The following is a 19,612-nucleotide window of genomic DNA, read 5'->3' on the forward strand; positions in this document are numbered from 1 at the left end:
GCAGGTTTTAGGCTGTGTGGTCATGGCACACCCGGTGTTCGCTCGGCTGTACGCACGTGTGCGTCCCTCGATGGACGAACAGGGCGCCGCGGCGCACCGCCGCCAACTGCTGGAGGGGCTCGCCGGCCAGGTCGTCGAGATCGGCGCGGGCGACGGCGGAAACTTCGCCCACTACCCACCGGAGGTCGCCGGAGTCATCGCCGTCGAGCCCGAACCCTACCTCCGCGCGAAAGCAGAGCACCAAGCTGTCACGGCCCCGGTTCGAGTCGAGGTCGTCCCCGGTACGGCGGATCGCCTGCCACTCGCAGACGGTTCGGTCGACGCAGTGGTCGCCTCGCTGATGCTGTGCTCGGTGCCGGACCAGGCCGTCGCGCTCGCAGAGGCCTATCGCGTACTGCGACCAGGCGGTGAACTCAGGTTCTACGAACACGTCGCCGCCGACCCCGCCACCCGGCTGGACCGCGTCCAGCGCATCGCAGACGCCACCATCTGGTCCTGGTTCACCGGCGGCTGCCACGTGCACCGCGACACCGCCGCAGCCATCACTGCCGCCGGCTTCACCATCACCACCCTCGACCGCTTCAACTTCGGCCCCAACCCCGCTTCACCCCACATCCTCGGTCGCGCCCTGAGATGATCAGCCGGTGCAAACCGAAGAGGCTCGGTACGACGAGCTGGTGGATCGTGTCGAGGTGCTCTACAACGACGGCCGGCTCCGTGGGGCAATCGGGCTGGTGGACGACAGCGAGGGCCTGGAGGCTTGGGCGGCGGAGCTGGCCCATCTCAAGGCTTGCCTGCTCGCTGCCGCGGGCGACACCGAGTCGGCTTTCCGGACACTTCAGGACGCGAGCGATGCCGGGGCGTGGTGGGATCCGTCGATCCTGACCGGTGACGACGATCTGGCGGCCCTGCAGGTACGACGCGAGTTCCGGCAGCTGGTCGCAACGTCGCGGGAGCGGGTCGCGGATGACCCGACTCCACCTCTGGTCGAGCTGCCCGCCGTACCGGCTGTGGGTGTGGTGGTTGCATTGCATGGCGCAGGTCAGCGGGCGTCCCATGCGGCGCGCGACTGGGCCGCCGTACTGGATCTGGGGTATGCGCTCGTCTGTGTGGAGTCGTCGCGGCGGATGTCGCCGATGTACCGGACCTGGCCGGACCGCGAGCAGGCCGCCGGCGACATCGCCCGCGCCCTGGCCGCCGTACCTGCCGAGCTGAGCGCCGTCCCCACGATCGCGGCCGGCTTCTCCGCCGGTGGCCGGGCGGCGCTCGACTGGGCGCTGACCGCCCATCCGGTGAAAGTCGCTGGTGTCGTCGTGATGGCGCCGGCACTCCGCACGCTGCCAGACGCAGCCGCGGGACCGTTGTCGCCAGCAACAATTCTGGTCGGCACCGGTGACGGCCTGCTGGAGGTGGTGGAGAACGCGGCCGGCCGACTCACCGCGTTCGGATGCGCGATCGAACGGGTGCCCGGCCTGGCACATACGTTCCCCGCAGACTTCGGCCGTCGGCTGCGGACGATCCTCAGTTAGCTGTCGGCAGAGTTGCGGACAGCAGAAAAGCTGGGGTGAGCGTCATCCGGCCGGTCAATCTGGTGACATGGCTGATGACAACAAACCGCCGATGTTCAACGAGACGGCTCGGCAGCGGCTGCTGGCGCAGCGGATCGTCGTACTGGATGGAACGCTCGATGACGACAACGGGACTCTGCTCGCGACGCAGATCCTGACCCTCGCGGCCGAGTACCCCGATCGGGACATCGCTCTGTGGATCCATTCGCTGGGTGGGTCGGTGCCGTCGATGCTGGCGATCCGGGACGTGATGCGGCTGGTGCCGTGTGATGTGTCGACGCTGGCGATCGGGCTGGCCTGCAGCGCCGGGCAGTTCCTGCTGTCCGCCGGTACGCCCGGTAAGCGGTACGCACTCCGGCATGCGCGCGTACTGATGCACCAGGGCTCGGCCGGGATCGGCGGATCCGCGGTGGAGATCGAGATCCAGGCCAACGACCTCCGGCACATCCGCGACACCGTCCTGCGCCTGATCGCCGACGACACCGGGCAGCCGTACGACACCGTGCACGAGGACTCGCTGCACGACCACTGGTACACCGCCGAACAGGCCCGCGAGTACGGCTTCATCGACCACATCGTCGACTCCTTCGACCAGGTAATGCCCCAGCGAAAGGCGGCCTGATGAGCACCTACACGATCCCGAATGTGATCGCGCAGCATCCGCGCGGCGAGCGCATCATGGACGTCTACTCGCACCTGCTCAGCGAACGCATCATCTACCTCGGTACGGCGATCGACGCGGGTGTCGCGAACGCGTTGATCGCCCAGCTACTCCACCTCGAGGCCGACAAGCCGGACTCGGAGATCAACCTCTACATCAACTGCGAGGGCGGTGACATGACCGCGATGCTGGCGATCTACGACACCATGCGGTTCGTCCGCTCGCCGGTCGCGACGTTCTGCGTCGGCCAGGCGATCGCGGCCGGCGCGGTCCTGCTCGCCGCCGGTGAGCCGGGGCGTCGCGCCGTACTACCGCACGCGCGGGTCGTCCTGCACCAGCCGGCCGCGCGCGGGCAGGGCACCATCCCGGACCTGATCCTGCAGGCCGACGAGGTGGTCCGGGTCCGCGGTCAGGTCGAGTCGATCCTCGCCGCCCACACCGGCCAGTCCATCGAACGCCTACGGCACGACACCGATCGCGACCACGTGCTGACCGCGGACGGAGCCCGCGAGTACGGTCTCGTCGACCACGTCGTCGAGCAACGCCCGCAGGTGCCGGTGTTCGCAGCCTGAGCCCAGTCTTCGGTGATCAGTCGAAGGCGGCTTCGAGGAGCTTGTCGGCGACGGCCGCGTGGTGGGCCGCGTCGGCGGCCCGGTTGCTGATCCGGTTGGTGAGGTAGGCGTACGCGATCCGCCGGTCGGGGTCGGCCCAGCCGATGCAGCAGTTGCTGCCGTTGTGCCCGAACGACCGCGGACTGCTCGTCGCACCGAGCGGCGTGATCGCGTCCGAAAGCAGCCGCGGCCCGCCGAGCTGGAACCCCTGCGACCACCGGACCGGCAGCCCGAGGGTCTGATCCACCTCGCCCTCGCTGCTCGGCTCGACCGCCGCCGCGACCGATGCCGGCCGCAGGACCCTCGCTCCACCTTGCAGCAGCGCCTGGTAGAACGACGCCAGATCGCGTGCGGTGGTGGAGATTCCAGCCGACGGTACGACGGCCTGCCGCGTGCTCCGGCTGTTCACGACCGACTGGACCAACGGGCCGACCGGGCCGCCCACCCGGATCGGCACGGCCCGGTCCCACTGGTCGTCGGGCAGGCCGAGGAACGTGTCGGCGACCCCCAATGGTTCGAGGACGGAGCGCCGTACCAGCTCCTCGATCGGTTGCCCACTGCATCGATGTGCGACCTCGCCGAGGATGAACCCGAACGCGAGCGGGCTGTACGCGACCGTGTCGATGGGCCAGAGCGGCCGGGCCTGCTCGATCCGCCGCAACGACTTGTCCCAGTCGCTCATCGCGCGTGCCTCGGCGAGATAACCGCCGACCGTGGTCAGCCCGGACCGATGCTGCAGCACCTGCCGAACGGTGATGGCCCGCTTCCCGTTCTCGCCGAACTCAGGCCAGTACGCCGCCACCGCATCGTCCAGGTGGAGTCGCCTGGCCTCGACCAGTTGGTGGATGACGATCGCGACGTACGGCTTGCTCGCCGAGAACAGCCAGAACAACGAGTCCGGAGCGCAGCGGAACGCCTGGTCGACGACCACCCGGCCGTCCCGGATCACGCACAGCTGCGCCGCGCCCTTGCGCGCCTTGACCAGCTCCACGGCCGCGCCCAGCCGGCCCGCGTCCATCCGGACATCCCGCGGTTCACACTCCCCACCGAACTCCATCGATCCTCCCTCCCCGTCAAGTCCAGCTTGCCGCGTGTCATCAACTAAGGTCGGGTTGGTGAGTGTTCCTGAGGTGGGGAATCCGCTGCCGGATGACGAGATCGAGCGGGTGCTGGTGGTGGTCGCGCATCCCGATGACATCGACTTCGGTGGGGCCGGGACGGTCGCGACCTGGACCAAGGCCGGCATCGAAGTGCACTACTGCGTCGTCACCGACGGTCAGGCAGGCGGCTTCGAGCCGGATCGCGACCGGTCCGAGATCCCGGCGGTACGGCGGGCTGAGCAGACCACGGCCGCGGACCACGTCGGCGTACACGACCTGCACTTCCTCGGGTACGTCGACGGCCAGGTCGAGCCGACGCCCGGCCTGATCCGCGACATCACCAGGCTGATCCGCCAGGTCCGCCCGCAGCGGCTCCTGACCCAGTCACCCGAGCGCTGGTGGTCACGCCTCCAGGTGTCCCACCCGGACCACCTCGCGACGGCGGAGGCGACCGTACGCGCGTTCTACCCGGCGGCCGGCAACCCCTACGCGTACGACGACCTCACCGAAGACGCCTGGCACGTCGCCGAGCTGTGGATGATGGAACACCCCGAACGCAACCACTGGGTCGACATCACCGGCACGATCGATCAGAAGATCGCCGCCCTGATGTCCCACACCAGCCAGCATCGCGACCCGGAAACCCTCGCCGCCGACATGCGCCGCTGGTCCCAAGCCAACGCCACCGAAGCCGGCCTCCCCGATGACCACTACGCCGAAGCCTTCACCGTCATCCGCCCGCTCTAATCCGTTTGCGGGGTCTGAGATGGTGCGGGCATGACGATTTCTCATTGGGTTGTGGGCGACGGGCCCGCGGTATTGCTGGTCCACGCCGGGGTGGCGGATGCGCGGATGTGGGCTCGCCAGGTGGACGAGCTGAAGACAGACCACCGGGTGATCACGCTGGACCTTCGCGGGTACGGCGAGACGCCGGTGGAACCGAAGTACTCCGACGCGGGCGATGTGCTGGCCGTGCTCGACGAGCTGGGCGTCGACTCGGTGGCGGCGATCGGAGCGTCGTACGGCGGGTACGTCGTACAGCAGGCGGCGAGTCGGCAGCCGGAGCGGTTCAGCCGGTTGGTGCTGCTGTGCGCGCCGACGGACGGGGTGGAGCCGACCGCGGACATCCGGGCGCTGTGGGCCGAGGAAGGCGAGCTGATGGAGGCCGGTGACGTCGACGCAGCCACCGAGCTGATGGTGCGCAGCTGGCTCGGGCCGGAGGCGGACGATCAGGCCAAGGAACTGCTACGGACGATGCAGAAGCGCGCGTACGAGCTTCAGCTGGCCGGGGGTGACGTCGACAACGAGGAGTACGAGCTCGAGCCGGAGAAGATCAGCGCGCCCGTGCGGTTGATCACGGGCGCGCATGACTTCGAGTGGTTCCACAACTGTGCGGTCCACCTGGCCGAGCGGCTGCCGAACGCCGAACACATCGAGCTGCCCTGGGCCGGCCACCTGCCGACCCTCGAACGACCGAGCGAGGCGCTCGGTCTAATCAGCTAGAGCGCCCATCGGGTCCCAGGCCGGCAGCACGATCGGCTCGTCGTCGAGCCGCGCCTGGAGCTCGGCGGGCAGCGCGGACCGCCGTACGGCGATCTCGAAGACGTGCTCGCCGAACCAGGAGTCGTTCATGGTCCAGAAGCCGTTGTCCGCCTTCTCGTCGCCCCAGCTGTTCTCGACCCGCCAGCGGCGCGGCTTGCCGTCCACCACGTCGACACCGGTGAACAGCATCGCGTGCGTCATCAGTGTCTCGTGGTGCACCAGCCGGTCGGCCTTGTCGAGGGTGAACTCGGTGTCGTAGACGGCGCCGTAGTCGTAGAGCTTGGCGTCCCAGAAGCCGAGGTCGGCGTTCATCTGCTTGCCGACGTCGCAGCCGAACCAGACCGGCTCACCGCCGATGATGGCGTCCTGGGTGAGCTGCTTCATCAGGTCGATCTCGACGTTCAGGTAGACGACCGGCGGCGCGTCGATGACGTTGCCGAGGTAGTCGACGGTGAACGTCCGGCCGACCGGGCTGGACGCGCGTGGGTCGTGCACCAGGCAGACGTACTCGTCGACCGGCAGTTGCACGTACGCCGCGGCGAACTCGGCCGGAGTGGTCCAGCCGTCCCGGTGGAAGCCCTTGTCGCTGTCCTTCCACTGCCAGAGGAACTTCTGCGGCGGCGTCCCGAGGTGGATGCTCAGCACCCGGTGGATCGCGGTCAGGATCTCCTGCTTGCGGCCGCGCTGCGCCTCGAGGGTGTCCAGCGCCCGCAGGTCGCGCGCACCCTGCCGGAGCAGCTTGCGCAGGGTGTCGTTCATCTGCGCGGTCGCCGACGAGCTCTCGGTCTCCGGCATCGCGGTCTTCGGCACCAGGCCGTGCTTGCGGACCAGCGCGACGAACATGTTCCACTGGCCGCCGTCTCCGATCGGGTCGGACAGCAGGTGCGCCACGGTCCGGTCGTCGGCGTCCCGGCCGGCGGTCTCGATGATCGCCTCCAGGAAGAAGTTCGAACGCTCGAACTTGTCCCAGAACAGCAGGTAGTTCTGGGAGAACTCGAAGTCCTTCACGCCGAGCTTCTCGGCCGCGCCCGCGCGGAGCAGGTTCAGCCCGGCGAACAGCCAGCAGCGGCCGCTCTTCTTCTGGTTCGTGACCTTCCAGTCGTCCAGCAGATTCGACACCGAATGGTCGATCGAGGTGACGACCTGGCGGTCGAGGGCGATGGCGTTGACCGGCGTCTGCGTGACGGCGTTCTGCATCACCCGGTACTGCGGGTTCGACGCGAACTCCTTCTCGAAGAGCGCGAGCTGTTCGGCAGTGAGATTCCGCTCCATAGCATTCGACGGTATAACAGCCGCCAAGCCGGCACCGCCCCCGCCGGGGTGGCGCAACGGTGCCCTGTCCACAACCCGCCAGTTCAGGTACTGTTATTGAAAACGACCTTCAACAAGAGGTGGCACGATGGCCCGACGCCCGGCGCCGACCGGCAAGCGCAAGCCGAAGCAGAACCCGCTCGACCGCGACGGCATCACCTACATCGACTACAAGGACACCGCGCTGCTGCGCAAGTTCATCTCCGACCGCGGCAAGATCCGCTCCCGCCGGGTCACCGGGCTGACCGTCCAGCAGCAGAAGCAGGTCGCCCGGGCGATCAAGAACGCCCGCGAGATGGCCCTGCTCCCGTACACCTCGTCCGGTCGCTGACGGTTGCTGTGAGCAAGTAGTTGCTCACACCAGCCGGCGGTCGGTGGCCCAGCGGGTGAGTTCGTGCCGGTTGGACAGCTGCAGCTTGCGCAGCACCGAGGAGACGTGCGTCTCGACGGTCTTCACCGAGATGAACAGCTCGCGGGCCACTTCCTTGTACGCGTACCCGCGCGCGATCAGCCGCAGCACCTCGCGCTCGCGCTGGGACAGCCGGTCCAGGTCCTCGTCCACCGCGGCGATGTCGATCGCACCCGAGAACGCGTCCAGGACGAAGCCGGCCAGCCGCGGCGAGAACACCGCGTCGCCGTCCGCCACCCGGCCGATCGCGTCGACCAGCTCGGCGCCGCTGATGTTCTTGGTCACGTAGCCGCGCGCGCCGGCCCGGATCACGCCGATCACGTCCTCGGCCGCGTCCGACACCGACAGCGCCAGGAACTTGATGTCCGGGTGCCGCTGATGCACCTGCTTCATCACCTCGGTACCACCGCCACCCGGCAGGTGTACGTCGAGCAGTACGACGTCCGGCTCGGTCCCGACGATCGCCTTCACCGCAGTGTCGACGTCGGACCCCTCCCCGACGATGTCGACTGATGCGCCGATCTCGCTGCGCACACCCGCCCGGAACATGTCGTGGTCGTCGACGACGACAACGCGCCTTTGGCTCATCTGTCCATCTCCAGTCGCACTTCGGTCCCTGTCTCCGGATCGGACCGCACCGATGCGCGTCCGCCGTGCCGTTCCATCCTGCCCATCACACTGTGCCGCAGGCCGAGCCGATCGTCCGGCACGCCGTCGACGTCGAATCCCTTGCCGCGGTCCCGGACGAACATCTCCGCCCGGTCGCCGTCCACCTCGACGAACACGTCGATCTTGGCCGCACCGGAGTGCTTGGCCGCGTTCACCATCGACTCGCGGGCGGCCCGGACCATCGCGGACAGCGACTCGGTCAGCTCGCAGTCCCCGACCGTCACCACCTCGACCGGTACGCCGTGCGCGTCCTCCACCTCGGCCGCCGCACGCTTGGCCGCGCTGGACAGCGTTTGGTCCGCCTTGTCGTCTTCGTCGTACAGCCAGGATCGCAGCTCGCGCTCCTGCGAGCGGGCCAGCCGGGCGACGGCTCGCGGGTCGTTCGCCTGCTTCTGGATCAGCGCCAGCGTCTGCAGGACCGAGTCGTGCAGGTGCGCGGCCATGTCGGCGCGCTCCTGCGACCGGATGCGCTCGGCGCGCTCCACGTTCAGGTCTCGGGTCAGCCGGTGCACCCACGGACCGGCGATGACACCGATACCGACCACAGCCAGCAGCAGCGCGACCAGTACGTCGCCGACCATCGACAGCCGGCCGTTCTGCACCAGGAAGACGGTGATCGCCGTACCGATCAGGATCAGGCCGACCGCGATCCGGACCAGCGACTTCCAGCCGCCCTTGCCGAGCACGATGCCGAGGATCGGGACGCGAACGTCCCTGGCCCACTGCGCCTTCTGACTCTCGTCGGCCTGCCGCCAGATCAGCGCCAGACCGGTCCCGGCGAACACCAGCGGCCAGAACATCTTCCCGGCGATCCCGAGCCCGGCGACCTGTAGCAGGAGTAGCAGTCCGACGCCGACGACCACCAGAGCGGTCACCTGGCCGCGGCTCTTCTCCCGCTTCTGCGCCTTGGCCTCAACCACCGGTGGCGGCGGCTCGTCGGACCGGAGTCCGCTCCTGGTGTGCGCGGCCAGCCCCGGCGCGGCAGGGACGGTCGGAGTGGCCAGCGGCATGAGGAACCACAACGCGGCATAGATCAGTACGCCGAACCCGCCGAAGACGGTGGCAGCAATCAGCACCAGTCGTACGACGGTGTCGGACACGCCAAGGTGGTCCGCGATGCCGCCGGCGACACCGGCGATGACGCGTCCTTCAGTACGGCGGTACGCACGACGTACTGGTGGTGGCTCCGGCGACTGATACGGCTGCTGCTGGTACGACTGCGGGCCGGGCTGGGCGCCGTACGGTTGCTGGGGGCCGTACGGTTGCTGGGCGCCATAGGCGGCGTACGGGCCTTGGTACTGCGTCGGCCCCTGCGGACCCCAGCCTTTGTACTGCCACGGTCCTTGACCGGACTGGCCCGGGCCATGCGGCGGCCCGGGTGGGGTCCCTGCGTTCGAGGACCCGCCCGTGGGGGCTGCGGCTGGCTGGCTCATCCCCACGATCGTCACACGTGGAACCGGCCTACACCAGCAGGCTTCCCCCGGGCTGTCTCCTCAGCGGCTACCTGGTGGGGTCAGGGTCGCCTCGGGGAGAACCCCTAAAGAGGCGGCCCGCTCGGCATGTCCCGGGGTCGTCAGAGGGGGATCCCCGATGTTGTGGCGCGGGCGAGAGGGCCAGTATCGATGGCATGGAGCAGCAGAACTCGAGTGGCCCCGGCGGATTCGACCGCAGCCGGCTGCAGAACGTGCAGAGCTGGCAGCGGAGCCGCTCGGACCGGATGGTGGCCGGCGTATGCGGCGGAATCGGCCGCGCGCTGAACATCGACCCGGTGCTCATCCGCGTGGTGATGGCGGTGCTGATCATCAGCGGTCCCGGGGTGATCTTCTACATCGCCGCCTGGGTGCTGATGCCCGACGAGGGTAGCCAGCGCTCGGCCGCGCAAGGGCTGCTCGGCGACCGGGTCCGCCCGGACCACCCGTGGCTGTGGCCGATCGTGATCGGCGCCTGCGTGTTCGTCGCGATCGCGATGATGTCGTCGTTCGACTTCGGCCGGGTCGTGCCCGGGCCGCTGATCGTGCTCGCGGTGATCTGGATCGTCGCCCGCCACCGCAAGGGCCGCCGCTTCGGCGGACCCAGGCGGCGTGACCAGTGGACCGGCGGCCAAAGCTGGACCGCCCCGAACCCAACCTGGACCGGCCCCGGCACCAACCCGACCGTGCAGGACAGCACGACGGCCGGGCAAGGCACGTACCCGGCTGGGCCGGGTACGTACCCGACCGGCCAGAGCCCGAGCTCAACCGTGCAGGACACGCCCTCGTCGGCGTACGCCGCTCAGACCGGCCCGTCTGCTCCCCCGGCGGGTCCGTCGTCCTCGGCCACACAGCGACCCCAGGACCGCACCGTCGAACCGGTCCAGCCTGTGTGGACCGAGGACGACCCTCTCGGCCTGTACGTCGACGAGCCGCCGGCCACGAATCCGGCGATGAAGACCGCCGCCGAACCGCCGGCCAAGGGGATGCGCGGGACGAAGTCGATCATCGTCGTACTGACCGGCATCGCGATCGCCATCGCCTGGGGCGCCGGGGCGGCCACGTCGACGATGCTGATCATCGGGCTGGCGACACTGGGCGCGGGCATGCTGGTCGGCGGGTTCGTCGGCAAGACGCTGGGACTGCTGCCGCTGGGCATCCTGCTCGCACTCGGCGCGGCCGTGAGCACGGTGTTCCCGGACGTGCCGCGCAATTTCACGGACACGAACTACGTCGCGCCGGCCGGATCCACGATCACCGCGACCAGCACGACGTACAACTTCGACGGTGGATCGGTCCACCTGGACCTGACCAAGGCGACGTTCGCGACAGGCGCCAAGGTCGACGTGCACGGCAGGCTCGGCGAGATCGTGGTCAAGGTGCCGCAGAACGTGGATGTCCAGGGGCAACTGTCCACCGAGATGGGTGACGTCCAGTTCCTGAACGAGAGCCACGGCGGACGAAACGCCGAGCTCACCTTGAACGACCTCGGCACCGACGGCAACGTAGGCCCCGGAGCAGTCACCCTGGACCTGGACGTCAAGCTGGGCAGTATTCGAGTGGAGCGCGGATGAGCCGGGAACACAAGAAGGCGAAGCCGGACGTCCCCGGGATCATCGGCGGCACGGTCCTGGCCGGCGCCGCGACCATCTGGATGCTCACCGACAACGGCGTCCTCCAGCCCGACGACCTCGGCGTCTCCAGCGCCCTCCTCCTGGTCGCCGCCGGTGTCCTAGGCCTAGCCGCCTCCCACCGCAGCTAAACCCGCTGGACCACCCGCCCCACATTCCCTAAGCTCCCCCGCATGTCCAGCCCGGAGTCCGACAGACCGTAGCCACCGGCCGTTCGGTGGCACCCCCGCTCCGAACCGCCGGCGATGCCGGCCGCACGCTCGTCCCGGGATCACCGCACCACGGCGCTCCTCGCCATGCTCGGGCGACTGTTCGCGGCCCGTCCCGCGGCAGACCTTCTGACCTGCCGCACCTCATCAACGTGGTTGCGGAGTTCTCCATGCCTTTCGTGCTGTATTTGCTCGGCCTGGCGGTGTTCGCCCAGGCGACCTCGGAGTTCATGCTTTCCGGGCTCGGCCCGGACATCGCCCAGGACCTGGGCGTTTCCATTCCCACCGCCGGCTGGCTCACCTCGGCCTTCGCGGTCGGCATGATCGTCGGCGCACCGGCGATCGCCGTACTCGGCGCCCGCTGGCCGCGCCGCCGTACGCTCCTCGTAACGCTGACCGTGTTCCTCGCCGTCCACGTGCTCGGCGCGATCACCACGAGCTTCAGTGTCCTGCTGATCACCCGGGTGATCGCCGCTCTCGCCAACGCGGGCTTCCTCGCGGTCGCGCTTGCCACCGCGACCAGCCTGGTCCGCCCGGACGCCAAGGGGCGCGCGACGTCCGTTCTCCTCGGCGGTACGACGCTCGCCTGCATCGCCGGCGTACCGGGCGGCGCACTGCTCGGTCAGCACCTCGGCTGGCGTTCGGCGTTCTGGGCCGTCGCCATCATCTCGTTGCCCGCGGTGATCGCGATCCTGCGATCCGTCCCCGCCGCGCGCACGACCGGCCCGGCAACCGTCGGCGGCATCCGCGTTCGGCGGCGTCTCGTCGTACTGCTGCTCCTCGGCGCTTTGGTGAACGGAGCAACGTTCTGCTCCTTCACCTACCTCGCACCTGTCCTGACCGAGGTCACCGGACTCAGCCAGGCCTCGATACCACTCATGCTCGCCCTCTTTGGCCTCGGCTCTTTCATCGGCGTCACCGCAGCCGGCCGCTACGCCGACCGCCGCATCACCCGCTGGGCCTTTGTTGCCGGCAGCACCTTGTTACTCGGCTGGTGCGCCTTCGCGATCACCGCCTCGTCGCCAGCCACAACCGTCACTCTGGTCTTCATCCAGGGCGCCCTATCCTTCGCAGTCGGCTCGACCCTCATCTCGTACGCCCTCTACGCCAGCGCCGAATCCCCCGTCCTGGCAGGCGGTCTCGCCACCGCTTCCCTGAACGTCGGCGCCACCCTCGGCCCACTCCTCGGCGGCGCCGCCATCAGCCTGACCAACTACCGAGCACCCCTGTGGGTCAGCGCCCTGTTAGCCGGTACGGCGCTCTGCGTCGCAGCAATCGCTCACCGTTGGCCGCGGCGAGCCGCCCTGCGGGAGACATAGAGCCGGACCTTCTCGTTCGTCCCGCAGATCTCCATCGAGCACCAGCGCCGGCTGCCGTTCTTCGTCTGATCGAGGAACAACCACGGGCAGCCGGCGCACCGCTTGATCCGCACATTCTGCGCCCCAGTCAGCAAGGCGTAGGCAGAATGGGCAACCGGCCACAACATCGAGTCCAGTTCGTCAGCCTTCCACGACGGTTGCAGCACGCGACCCGGCTTCAGCTCCATTCGCTCGATCGCGGGGCTGACAAACCGCCGCAACTCCGGCCAGCCCGCCAGCTCCTGTCCATCAGCCACCGACCCCGCCGCGCGATTGATTGCCTCGCGCAACGAATGAGCTCGCCGTACGACGGCCGCCGCCCGACGCGGAGCCGCGACCCTCAGCAACCGGTCCGCTTCGCCTTCGGTCAGCAATGACATCCGAAGCGACCACCACAGCAGATCGTGGTAGGAGGCGATGTGGTCGTGAGGCTCCGGGCCCAGCGGATCGTCGACCGTGTTGGCGAAGTCCAGCGCGAGCTGACCCGCGACGATCGGCAGCTCACGGATCCCGTCCGGCAATTCAGGTGTTTCCATCAAAACGCACTTTACCAGTTTGGGCCCGAGTCGCGAAGGGCACCTGTTTCTAGCATGAGGGCCTTTACCGGAAACACTGCGACCCGAGCCGGCGGCTGGGCGATCGTCTGTGTCGCACAGTTCGTCGTGGTGCTGGACACGACGGTCGTCACCACGGCACTGCCTGCGATCGACGACGACCTGGAGTTCGGCGCAGTCGGGTTGCTGTGGGTGTTCACGGCGTACACGACGGTCCTCGCCGGATTGCTCATTCTCGGCGGCCGAGCGGCCGACCTGATCGGTTCGCGGCGCTTGTTCCGGATCGGCCTAGCGGTGTTCTCGCTCGCGTCACTCGCCTGCGCAACGGCCTGGTCCCCAGCAGCCCTGATCAGCTCCCGCCTCGTGCAAGGCCTCGGCGCGGCACTACTCGCACCGGCCGCGTTGGCCGCGCTCTCCGACTCCCTGCCGAAGGAAGCCGCGCGGCGCGCTCTGGGCTGGTGGACCGCCGCCGGTGCGGCCGGCGGCGCGAGCGGCTGGGTTCTAGGCGGAGTACTGACGCAACTCGGCGGCTGGCGCTGGGTATTCGCCGTCAACCTGCCTATCGGCGTAGTTGCCTTGGCGCTCAGCCGGAGGTCACTTCCGGGCCGCGGGAGCACCACCCGAGTCCGCAGTCTCGACCTCCCCGGCGCCTGCTCCGTCACCGCCGGCATCGCACTGACCGCTCTCGGCTTGTCAGAACTCGCCCACGACCCGTCGACCTGGCGTGGCTGGGCCGCTCTGGCCGCAGCCGCGCCCGTACTCGCCCTGTTCGTCCGCATCGAGCGCCGCTCGCCACAACCGCTACTACCAGGCTCCCTTGCCCGCACGCCCGGCGTGCTAGGCGGCAACCTCACCGCAGCCGCAATCACCGCATCAACCGCGCCGCCGATGATCAGCGTCGCCCTGTACGTACAGAACACCCTGCAACTCCCGCCCGCGCAGGCAGGCCTGGTCTTCCCCGCCTTCAACCTCGCTGTGATCGGCGGCTCGCTGGTGGGTCCCAACGCAGCTCTCCGAGCCGGCGTACGACGCATGCTGGTCACCGGCTTCATCGGCATCGCAGCCGGAGCCGCACTGCTGCTCCTGCTCCCGAAGGACGGCCTACCGCTCGCACTGGTCCTCACTGCCTTCACCTTGATGGGCCTGAGCCTGGGACTCGCGTCAGTCTCGTCAACCACAGCCGGTACGGCCGAAGTGGTCGAGGGCCAGCGCGGCGTCGCAGCCGGCGTACTGACGTCGTCCGCACAGCTCGGCACCACTCTGGGCCTGGCACTATCCGCTCCGGTCACCGCAGCCACCGAGATGCACGGCTACCGACTGGGCTTCCTGACCGGCGTCGCCATCGCTCTGGCCGGGGCCGTGGCAGCGCTCACGGTCCCGCGGGCCGTACGTCGTACCACTGCGGCCCAGGGGCTCGGCTAGGCTTGTGAACCGCTCGAACCAGTGCGGGCGAGTACCCGAGGGGTCCGGGTAGAGCGGGTCCCGTGGTCACAGGAGTATCGATGGTGCGCGGCACCGTGAAGTGGTTCAACGCCGACAAGGGCTACGGCTTCCTCGCCGTCGAAGGCCAGGACGACGTGTTCGTCCACTGGAGCAAGATCGTCTCCGACGGCTACAAGACCCTCGAGGACGGCCAGCAGGTCGACTTCCAGATCGTCGACGGCCCCAAGGGCCGCGAGGCCGACGCCGTCACCCCGATCTGACCCGGCACCGCCGTACGTTCTCAGCCAACTCCAGGTACGACGGCAACCGGTTGCCCCGGCACGCGCCGTAGCGGGATTTCCGGACTGCACGGAGGGTTGGTAACCGGTAACCTGACGTCTCATCGTGTGAGGGGTGAGACGTGACTGAACCGGGACACGTGATCCGGAAGCTCGAGCAGGCGCTGGCCGACGACGACTTCGCCTGGTCGCTGCTGCTGGTCGGCGAGGACCAGACCGACAAACTGGCCACTCTGACCGGTGACCTGCGCGGCCCGGTGTCGACAACCGGCGACGGCAAGCAGATCACCTCCGGGTTCTCGTACTGGGGCATCGGCCCGACCATCGCCTGGGCGAATGCGACCAACGACCCGTTCTACCTGGTCATGAAGGCCGGCGCCGAGTCGTTCCTGCGGCACTGGCGCAAGGTGAAGCCGCATGTCACCAAGGCGGGTTTCCACTTCGTCAGCCTCGGCATCGGTACCGGCATCAAGGACCGGACCATCCTGGAGGACCTGCGCCGAGCCAACCGGAACATGTTCTACATCCCGGTCGACATGAGCTCCGAGATGCTCCGGATGGGCACCCAGGAGCCGGTCCGCGGCGCCCGGTTCCCGGCGTCGCAGGTGCTGCCGGTGCAGCTCGACTTCTCCATCGCGGACAACATGGTGGAGCTGGCGCAGATGCTGGCCCGGCTGGTCGGCGACGAGCCGCTGCTCTACACCCTGACCGGCAACACGCTGGCGAACTTCGAGAGCGACGAAGACCTGCTCCAGCTGATCACCGACGTACTGCGGCCGCAGGACCGGCTGCTGCTGGAAGTCGCGAGCACCACCCGGCTGGACCAGGAGACCGCCGATGCGGCCGCGGACGAGTACCACCAGACGCGGGCGTTCGCCGAGTTCGTCACCAGCGCGCTGCGGTACAACACGGACCTGAAGATCGACAACGAGCGGGTCAAGTTCATCGGCGAGGTCGAGGACGAGGACGCGCTCCTGGTCAAGATCCTCTGGCAGAACGACACCGGCGGCGAGATCCGGATGGGCCTGCCCGACCACACCGAGGTCGTGCTGCCGGTCGGCGACACCATCCGCCTCTACACCACCCGCAAGTACTCGACCACCCGGCTGAAGCGGCTCACGGCGGCGTGCAAGCTCACTCCGGTGGAGGCCATCCAATCGCAGTTCCGCTACACCCGCCGGCCGAACCCGTTCGGCCTGGAGCTCCTCCTGCTCGCCCCCGAGGCGGCCGGCGAGGAGGAGCACACCCTGGCTGACGACATCTGGTCAACTTGACGTCCTCCCCGCCCTGGAGGGGTGGGGATTCCAACTACTACACGGAGGCAGCGAGTTGAGGTTCACGCTTCGGCGAGACCCGTATGGGCGTCTCTCGGCGTGCGCTGACGGCCCGTCCGGCCGCGATGTTGACCGCCGCGTTCACGTCCGCGTGCGCCTGATGTCCGCAGGCTACGCACCGGAAGACCGCTTGGCTCTCACGGTTCTCCGGCGCGCAGTGCCCGCAGACACTGCAGGTCTGGGACGTGTACGCAGGGTTCACTTTCTCGACCCGTCCCGACGCCTTGTCCTCCAGGCGCTGGACGAGCAGTCCCCAGCCGTTGGCCAGGATGCCCCGGTTCAGTCCCGCCTTGGCGCGGCGCCGGTTCGGCCGGTAGGCGCCCGGTCGGCCGGGATCAGGTTTCAGTTTGGGGCGTCTGGTCATCTGGGCGATGCGCAGGTCCTCCACGCGGATCAGGTCGAACCGCCGCGCGAGGTCCGTGCTGGTCTTCTCCACCCAGTCTTTGCGCCGGTCACCGGCCCGGGCAGACAGCTTCGCGATCGCCGCCTTCGCCCGCCGATGCCGGTTCGAGCCACGACGGCACCGGGCCAGGCGGCGTTGCAGGCACTTCAGCCGGACCTGCTCGCGCTCCGACAGGCCGGGGCAGGTCAGGAGTTCACCGGTGGACAGAGCGGCCGATACCGCGACACCGCGGTCCACCCCGACGACCTCACCAGTCCCCGGTACTGGGATCGGCGGCGGGACGACGGCGAAGGCGAGGTGCCAGCGCCCCACCCGATCGCGAGTGATGCGGTACGACTTCGCGTCGGGAATTGCACGGGACAGCCGGAACCGCACCCAGCCGACCTTCGGTACCAGTACCCGCGCCCACTTCCGGTTCAGCTTCACGATCCGGGTCGCCTGGGCGCCGACGACGCGGAACCCTTCGTGCAGCCCGGCCTTGCGCCAGGTCGGCCGCCGGTGGGTGCCGGCGTAGAAGTTCTTGACGGCCTGGCCGAAGTCCCGCAGCGCCTGCTGCTGCACAGTCTGCGACCCGGTCCGCAGCCAGCCGAACGCGGCCCGCGCTTCGGTCAGTTGCCGCGCCTGCTCGACGTACCCAGGCGTCGGTCCCTTGTCGCGATGCCACATCGACCACTGCTCCAGCGCCAGGTTCCACACGTACCGGACGTGCCGACAATGTCCCAGCAACGCAGCCTGCTGCGCAGTCGTCGGGTACAGCCGGAACCGGGACATGCCAGGTATCCAATCAGCCGGGACCGACAGTCCCTGGTCTCCGACGGGAGGCAGTCGCGGCTCCTCCCCGCACTGGAGCACCGGACGCCTCCGCAAACACTCCGATGACTCAAGGCGATACGACGAACGAGCCCGATCTGACGCCCGGAGCCGCGAACGGGCGGAGCGTGCAGCAGGCGCGGAGGCGGGCGCTGGCCAGGCTGCGTCTGGTGCGGATGGCGCTTCCGTTGGTGGACGGGCGCTGGGCGGCGTACCGCCGTTCGATCGTCACCGCCGTCAGCTACGGATTGCTCGGGCTGGCCTTCGTCCTCGGCGTGATCTGGTTCTTCTGGCCGGAGAACTCGCGGTGGGAGCCCGCGGTCAACTCGCTCACGCTCGTCGCCGGGCTGACCGGTATCTTCGTCGAACGCCTGACCGCCGAGGCCGAGCGCCGTACCGAAGTCCTCCGGGCGGTCGCGGACGAGCTGCGGGACAACACCAGGCTGCTCAACGACGAGCGGTTCTCGCCGCAGGCTCCGACCAGCCGCCAGGTGTACCCGCGATTGGTGGTATCCGCGGTCGACCTCGCGCTGGTCTCCGGTGCCCTCGGGCTGCACCGCGACGCCGAGCTCGTGGGCCTGCTGCACCGCTGGCGCGACACTGTGCACCTGTTCAACCGCCGCCTCGACCTGACCGAGATCAGCACGTTTTCCAACACCGTCTCGCAGGCCGACCTGGCCGCGTTCCACCGCGCGCTGCACCGCGAGAACAGCTACTTCGCCGCCACCCGACAGATGCTCGAGAACCTGCTCAGCCGCCTCCCACCGGCCTAACGGCTGAGGCCGAGTACGTCTGGGGTGTCGCCGGGAAGAGCTGTTCCGAGTTGATATCAGCCGTTGACAGCCGAATTTCGATCCGGCTACTTTCGGTCCTGACCGTTATTCCGGATCTCATACTTCCGGACACCCAGGGGGTGCGATGAAACCCACGCTGCAATCGACCGTCCGCCGCATCGCGGCACCACTCACCGCTCTTGTGCTGGCGGCCGCACTCGGATCGTGCGGCGACAACTCGGGCGGCGGCTCCTCGTCGGAGACCAAATCCATCACGCTCTGGATGTATCCGGTGATCGGCGACCAGGCGGCCAGCGACACGTACTGGCAGAAGGTCGAGAAGGACTTCGAGGCGGCCAACTCCGGGATCGACCTGAAGCTCGAGATGCAGCCGTGGGCGAACCGCGACGAGAAGATCGCGGCCGCGTTCGCCGGCAAGAAGGGCCCGGACGTCGTACTGATGATCCCGGACCAGCTGCCGCAGTACGTGAATAACGGCTCGCTGGAACCGGTTGACGACGTGGTTGCCCAGGACAAGGACAAGTTCCTGCCGGCCGCGATTCCCGGCCTGACCGTGGACGGCAAGGTCTACGCGGCGCCGATCTACCACACCGTCACCTCGACGATGTTCAACAAGACGATCCTGACCAAGGCGGGGATCGGCAAGCCGCCGGAGACCTGGGACGAGATCAAGGCCGCGGCGCCGAAGATCAAGGCAGCCGGCTTCTCGACCCTCGACTACTCCGCCTCGCCCGAGGCGTCGCTGAACCTCAACTTCTACCCGCTGCTCTGGCAGGCCGGCGGCAAGGTCTTCGCCGACGACGGCAAGACCGTCGCGTTCAACCAGGCCCCGGGCCTGGAGGCGCTCACCTTCCTGAAGACGCTGTGGGACGAGGGGGCTATTCCGAAGACAGCGTTGACCAACGGGAACGTGGTGGCTGACCAGCCGTTCGGCAAGGGCCAGGTCGCGATGGCGATGACCAGTACGCCGGCCGACGCGGGCACCGTGGCGAAGACGTGGGGTGCGGCAAACGTAGAAGTCGGTACTCCGCTGACCGGCAAGAAGCAGGTGGGTTTCGGTCTGCCCGGTGGTCTGGCGGTGAACGCTGCCTCGGAGAACGTCGACGCGGCGAAGAAGTTCCTGTCGTTCATGATCCAGCCGGCCCAACTGGAAGATCTCAGCAAGGCATCCGGTTTCTACACCCCACGCACCGACGTCAAGGCGCCGGTCACCGACCCGGCCGTCGCGAAGTTCGCCGACGCCCTGCAGTACGCCGTACCAGGTGAACCGAACGCCGCCGCCCGCCAGGTGATGTCGCTCCTGAGCGCGGAAATCCAGGCCGCCCTGACCGGCAAGAAGACCCCCCAACAAGCCCTCGACGACGCCGCCGAACAAGCCAACGACCTCCTCTCGAGACAACGTTGACCGAGGCCAGGCAAGCGCCGGACACGGGCCGGGCGGGGCCCGCGTCCTCCATC

At 68.5% G+C, this 19,612-nt stretch carries 21 protein-coding genes; 15 read left to right on the forward strand and 6 right to left on the reverse strand.

The annotated features are described in order from the left end of the window. Positions 1 to 22 precede the first annotated feature (22 nt). From EV646_RS28895 to EV646_RS28910, 4 genes are all read left to right on the forward strand, one after another. Positions 23 to 637, forward strand: coding sequence for a class I SAM-dependent methyltransferase (locus EV646_RS28895; RefSeq protein WP_199237253.1), 615 nt, complete (start codon positions 23 to 25; stop codon positions 635 to 637). A gap of 7 nt (positions 638 to 644) precedes the next feature. Then, a complete protein-coding gene (locus EV646_RS28900) occupies positions 645 to 1,529 on the forward strand; it encodes an alpha/beta hydrolase (RefSeq protein WP_132154108.1) in 885 nt (294 codons plus the stop codon). A 67-nt stretch (positions 1,530 to 1,596) separates the two neighbouring features. Next, positions 1,597 to 2,190: a ClpP family protease gene (locus EV646_RS28905; RefSeq protein WP_132154110.1), complete on the forward strand. Its 594-nt coding sequence runs from the start codon at positions 1,597 to 1,599 to the stop codon at positions 2,188 to 2,190. After that, a complete protein-coding gene (locus EV646_RS28910) occupies positions 2,190 to 2,801 on the forward strand; it encodes a ClpP family protease (protein ID WP_132154112.1) in 612 nt (203 codons plus the stop codon). The genes EV646_RS28905 and EV646_RS28910 overlap by 1 nt, the downstream gene beginning before the upstream one ends. Before the next feature lie 16 nt (positions 2,802 to 2,817). Here the strand turns inward: EV646_RS28910 and EV646_RS28915 are convergent, their stop codons facing one another. Then, positions 2,818 to 3,897: a serine hydrolase domain-containing protein gene (locus EV646_RS28915; protein ID WP_158291038.1), complete on the reverse strand. Its 1,080-nt coding sequence runs from the start codon at positions 3,895 to 3,897 to the stop codon at positions 2,818 to 2,820. 58 nt (positions 3,898 to 3,955) lie between these two features. Here EV646_RS28915 and EV646_RS28920 point away from each other — a divergent pair, with 58 nt between their 5' ends. Both EV646_RS28920 and EV646_RS28925 read left to right on the forward strand, forming a co-directional pair. Further along, the gene (locus EV646_RS28920) at positions 3,956 to 4,687 is read left to right on the forward strand and encodes a PIG-L deacetylase family protein (protein WP_241996392.1); all 732 of its coding nucleotides are present in this window, start codon (positions 3,956 to 3,958) and stop codon (positions 4,685 to 4,687) included. A gap of 30 nt (positions 4,688 to 4,717) precedes the next feature. Then, positions 4,718 to 5,443, forward strand: coding sequence for an alpha/beta fold hydrolase (locus tag EV646_RS28925; protein ID WP_132154117.1), 726 nt, complete (start codon positions 4,718 to 4,720; stop codon positions 5,441 to 5,443). Here the strand turns inward: EV646_RS28925 and EV646_RS28930 are convergent. Continuing rightward, positions 5,432 to 6,754 carry a C1 family peptidase gene (locus EV646_RS28930; protein WP_132154119.1) on the reverse strand — a complete coding sequence of 441 codons (1,323 nt, stop codon included), beginning with the start codon at positions 6,752 to 6,754 and terminating at the stop codon, positions 5,432 to 5,434. The two genes, EV646_RS28925 and EV646_RS28930, sit on opposite strands and share 12 nt — an antisense overlap. 127 nt (positions 6,755 to 6,881) lie before the next feature. Between EV646_RS28930 and rpsR the strand changes: the two genes are divergently transcribed. Beyond that, positions 6,882 to 7,124, forward strand: coding sequence for a 30S ribosomal protein S18 (gene rpsR, locus EV646_RS28935; protein ID WP_132154121.1), 243 nt, complete (start codon positions 6,882 to 6,884; stop codon positions 7,122 to 7,124). Positions 7,125 to 7,148: 24 nt separating this feature from the next. Here the strand turns inward: rpsR and EV646_RS28940 are convergent, their stop codons facing one another. Then, positions 7,149 to 7,790, reverse strand: coding sequence for a response regulator (locus tag EV646_RS28940; protein ID WP_132154123.1), 642 nt, complete (start codon positions 7,788 to 7,790; stop codon positions 7,149 to 7,151). Then, positions 7,787 to 9,304 carry an ATP-binding protein gene (locus EV646_RS28945; protein WP_132154125.1) on the reverse strand — a complete coding sequence of 506 codons (1,518 nt, stop codon included), beginning with the start codon at positions 9,302 to 9,304 and terminating at the stop codon, positions 7,787 to 7,789. The genes EV646_RS28940 and EV646_RS28945 overlap by 4 nt, the downstream gene beginning before the upstream one ends. A 194-nt stretch (positions 9,305 to 9,498) precedes the next feature. Between EV646_RS28945 and EV646_RS28950 the strand changes: the two genes are divergently transcribed. The 3 genes from EV646_RS28950 to EV646_RS28960 all read left to right on the forward strand — a co-directional run bounded on the left by EV646_RS28950 (position 9,499) and on the right by EV646_RS28960 (position 12,499). Continuing rightward, complete coding sequence (locus tag EV646_RS28950) at positions 9,499 to 10,914, forward strand: PspC domain-containing protein (RefSeq protein ID WP_132154127.1); 1,416 nt, start codon at positions 9,499 to 9,501, stop codon at positions 10,912 to 10,914. Further along, positions 10,911 to 11,102, forward strand: coding sequence for a hypothetical protein (locus EV646_RS28955; protein WP_132154128.1), 192 nt, complete (start codon positions 10,911 to 10,913; stop codon positions 11,100 to 11,102). Before EV646_RS28950 ends, EV646_RS28955 begins: the two co-directional genes overlap by 4 nt. A gap of 248 nt (positions 11,103 to 11,350) precedes the next feature. Further along, positions 11,351 to 12,499 carry a Cmx/CmrA family chloramphenicol efflux MFS transporter gene (locus EV646_RS28960; RefSeq protein WP_132154130.1) on the forward strand — a complete coding sequence of 383 codons (1,149 nt, stop codon included), beginning with the start codon at positions 11,351 to 11,353 and terminating at the stop codon, positions 12,497 to 12,499. On the opposite strand, the gene EV646_RS28965 is transcribed toward EV646_RS28960, so the two are convergent. Then, positions 12,460 to 13,074, reverse strand: coding sequence for a CGNR zinc finger domain-containing protein (locus tag EV646_RS28965; protein WP_132154132.1), 615 nt, complete (start codon positions 13,072 to 13,074; stop codon positions 12,460 to 12,462). The two genes, EV646_RS28960 and EV646_RS28965, sit on opposite strands and share 40 nt — an antisense overlap. Positions 13,075 to 13,128: 54 nt before the next feature. Between EV646_RS28965 and EV646_RS28970 the strand changes: the two genes are divergently transcribed. From EV646_RS28970 to EV646_RS28980, 3 genes are all read left to right on the forward strand, one after another. After that, positions 13,129 to 14,514 carry an MFS transporter gene (locus EV646_RS28970; RefSeq protein WP_132154134.1) on the forward strand — a complete coding sequence of 462 codons (1,386 nt, stop codon included), beginning with the start codon at positions 13,129 to 13,131 and terminating at the stop codon, positions 14,512 to 14,514. Between the two features lie 80 nt (positions 14,515 to 14,594). Beyond that, the gene (locus tag EV646_RS28975; RefSeq protein ID WP_132154136.1) at positions 14,595 to 14,795 is read left to right on the forward strand and encodes a cold-shock protein; all 201 of its coding nucleotides are present in this window, start codon (positions 14,595 to 14,597) and stop codon (positions 14,793 to 14,795) included. A 140-nt stretch (positions 14,796 to 14,935) separates the two neighbouring features. After that, a complete protein-coding gene (locus EV646_RS28980) occupies positions 14,936 to 16,087 on the forward strand; it encodes an L-histidine N(alpha)-methyltransferase (protein WP_132154138.1) in 1,152 nt (383 codons plus the stop codon). A gap of 37 nt (positions 16,088 to 16,124) precedes the next feature. On the opposite strand, the gene EV646_RS28985 is transcribed toward EV646_RS28980, so the two are convergent. Then, positions 16,125 to 17,321 carry an RNA-guided endonuclease InsQ/TnpB family protein gene (locus EV646_RS28985; RefSeq protein WP_132154140.1) on the reverse strand — a complete coding sequence of 399 codons (1,197 nt, stop codon included), beginning with the start codon at positions 17,319 to 17,321 and terminating at the stop codon, positions 16,125 to 16,127. 104 nt (positions 17,322 to 17,425) lie between these two features. On the opposite strand from EV646_RS28985, the gene EV646_RS28990 reads away from it, so the two are divergent. Both EV646_RS28990 and EV646_RS28995 read left to right on the forward strand, forming a co-directional pair. Further along, on the forward strand, positions 17,426 to 18,133 hold the full coding sequence (locus EV646_RS28990; RefSeq protein ID WP_132154142.1) for a hypothetical protein: 708 nt from the start codon (positions 17,426 to 17,428) through the stop codon (positions 18,131 to 18,133). 145 nt (positions 18,134 to 18,278) lie between these two features. Then, positions 18,279 to 19,559, forward strand: coding sequence for an extracellular solute-binding protein (locus EV646_RS28995; RefSeq protein ID WP_132154144.1), 1,281 nt, complete (start codon positions 18,279 to 18,281; stop codon positions 19,557 to 19,559). The last annotated feature ends 53 nt before the right edge of the window (positions 19,560 to 19,612 follow it).

Source organism: Kribbella antiqua (assembly GCF_004345665.1).
GTDB lineage: Bacteria > Actinomycetota > Actinomycetes > Propionibacteriales > Kribbellaceae > Kribbella > Kribbella antiqua.

Excerpts from the sequence above, each read along its gene's own strand:
- EV646_RS28925 (WP_132154117.1), top strand. The coding sequence starts at position 4,718 with ATGACGATTTCTCATTGGGTTGTGGGCGACGGGCCCGCGGTATTGCTG.
- EV646_RS28985 (WP_132154140.1), bottom strand. The coding sequence starts at position 17,321 with ATGTCCCGGTTCCGGCTGTACCCGACGACTGCGCAGCAGGCTGCGTTG.
- EV646_RS28965 (WP_132154132.1), bottom strand. The coding sequence starts at position 13,074 with ATGGAAACACCTGAATTGCCGGACGGGATCCGTGAGCTGCCGATCGTC.
- EV646_RS28930 (WP_132154119.1), bottom strand. The coding sequence starts at position 6,754 with ATGGAGCGGAATCTCACTGCCGAACAGCTCGCGCTCTTCGAGAAGGAG.
- EV646_RS28950 (WP_132154127.1), top strand. The coding sequence starts at position 9,499 with ATGGAGCAGCAGAACTCGAGTGGCCCCGGCGGATTCGACCGCAGCCGG.
- rpsR (WP_132154121.1), top strand. The coding sequence starts at position 6,882 with ATGGCCCGACGCCCGGCGCCGACCGGCAAGCGCAAGCCGAAGCAGAAC.
- EV646_RS28975 (WP_132154136.1), top strand. The coding sequence starts at position 14,595 with ATGGTGCGCGGCACCGTGAAGTGGTTCAACGCCGACAAGGGCTACGGC.
- EV646_RS28995 (WP_132154144.1), top strand. The coding sequence starts at position 18,279 with ATGAAACCCACGCTGCAATCGACCGTCCGCCGCATCGCGGCACCACTC.
- EV646_RS28895 (WP_199237253.1), top strand. The coding sequence starts at position 23 with ATGGCACACCCGGTGTTCGCTCGGCTGTACGCACGTGTGCGTCCCTCG.
- EV646_RS28955 (WP_132154128.1), top strand. The coding sequence starts at position 10,911 with ATGAGCCGGGAACACAAGAAGGCGAAGCCGGACGTCCCCGGGATCATC.
- EV646_RS28960 (WP_132154130.1), top strand. The coding sequence starts at position 11,351 with ATGCCTTTCGTGCTGTATTTGCTCGGCCTGGCGGTGTTCGCCCAGGCG.
- EV646_RS28915 (WP_158291038.1), bottom strand. The coding sequence starts at position 3,897 with ATGGAGTTCGGTGGGGAGTGTGAACCGCGGGATGTCCGGATGGACGCG.
- EV646_RS28905 (WP_132154110.1), top strand. The coding sequence starts at position 1,597 with ATGGCTGATGACAACAAACCGCCGATGTTCAACGAGACGGCTCGGCAG.
- EV646_RS28940 (WP_132154123.1), bottom strand. The coding sequence starts at position 7,790 with ATGAGCCAAAGGCGCGTTGTCGTCGTCGACGACCACGACATGTTCCGG.
- EV646_RS28945 (WP_132154125.1), bottom strand. The coding sequence starts at position 9,304 with ATGAGCCAGCCAGCCGCAGCCCCCACGGGCGGGTCCTCGAACGCAGGG.
- EV646_RS28910 (WP_132154112.1), top strand. The coding sequence starts at position 2,190 with ATGAGCACCTACACGATCCCGAATGTGATCGCGCAGCATCCGCGCGGC.
- EV646_RS28970 (WP_132154134.1), top strand. The coding sequence starts at position 13,129 with ATGAGGGCCTTTACCGGAAACACTGCGACCCGAGCCGGCGGCTGGGCG.
- EV646_RS28990 (WP_132154142.1), top strand. The coding sequence starts at position 17,426 with ATGACTCAAGGCGATACGACGAACGAGCCCGATCTGACGCCCGGAGCC.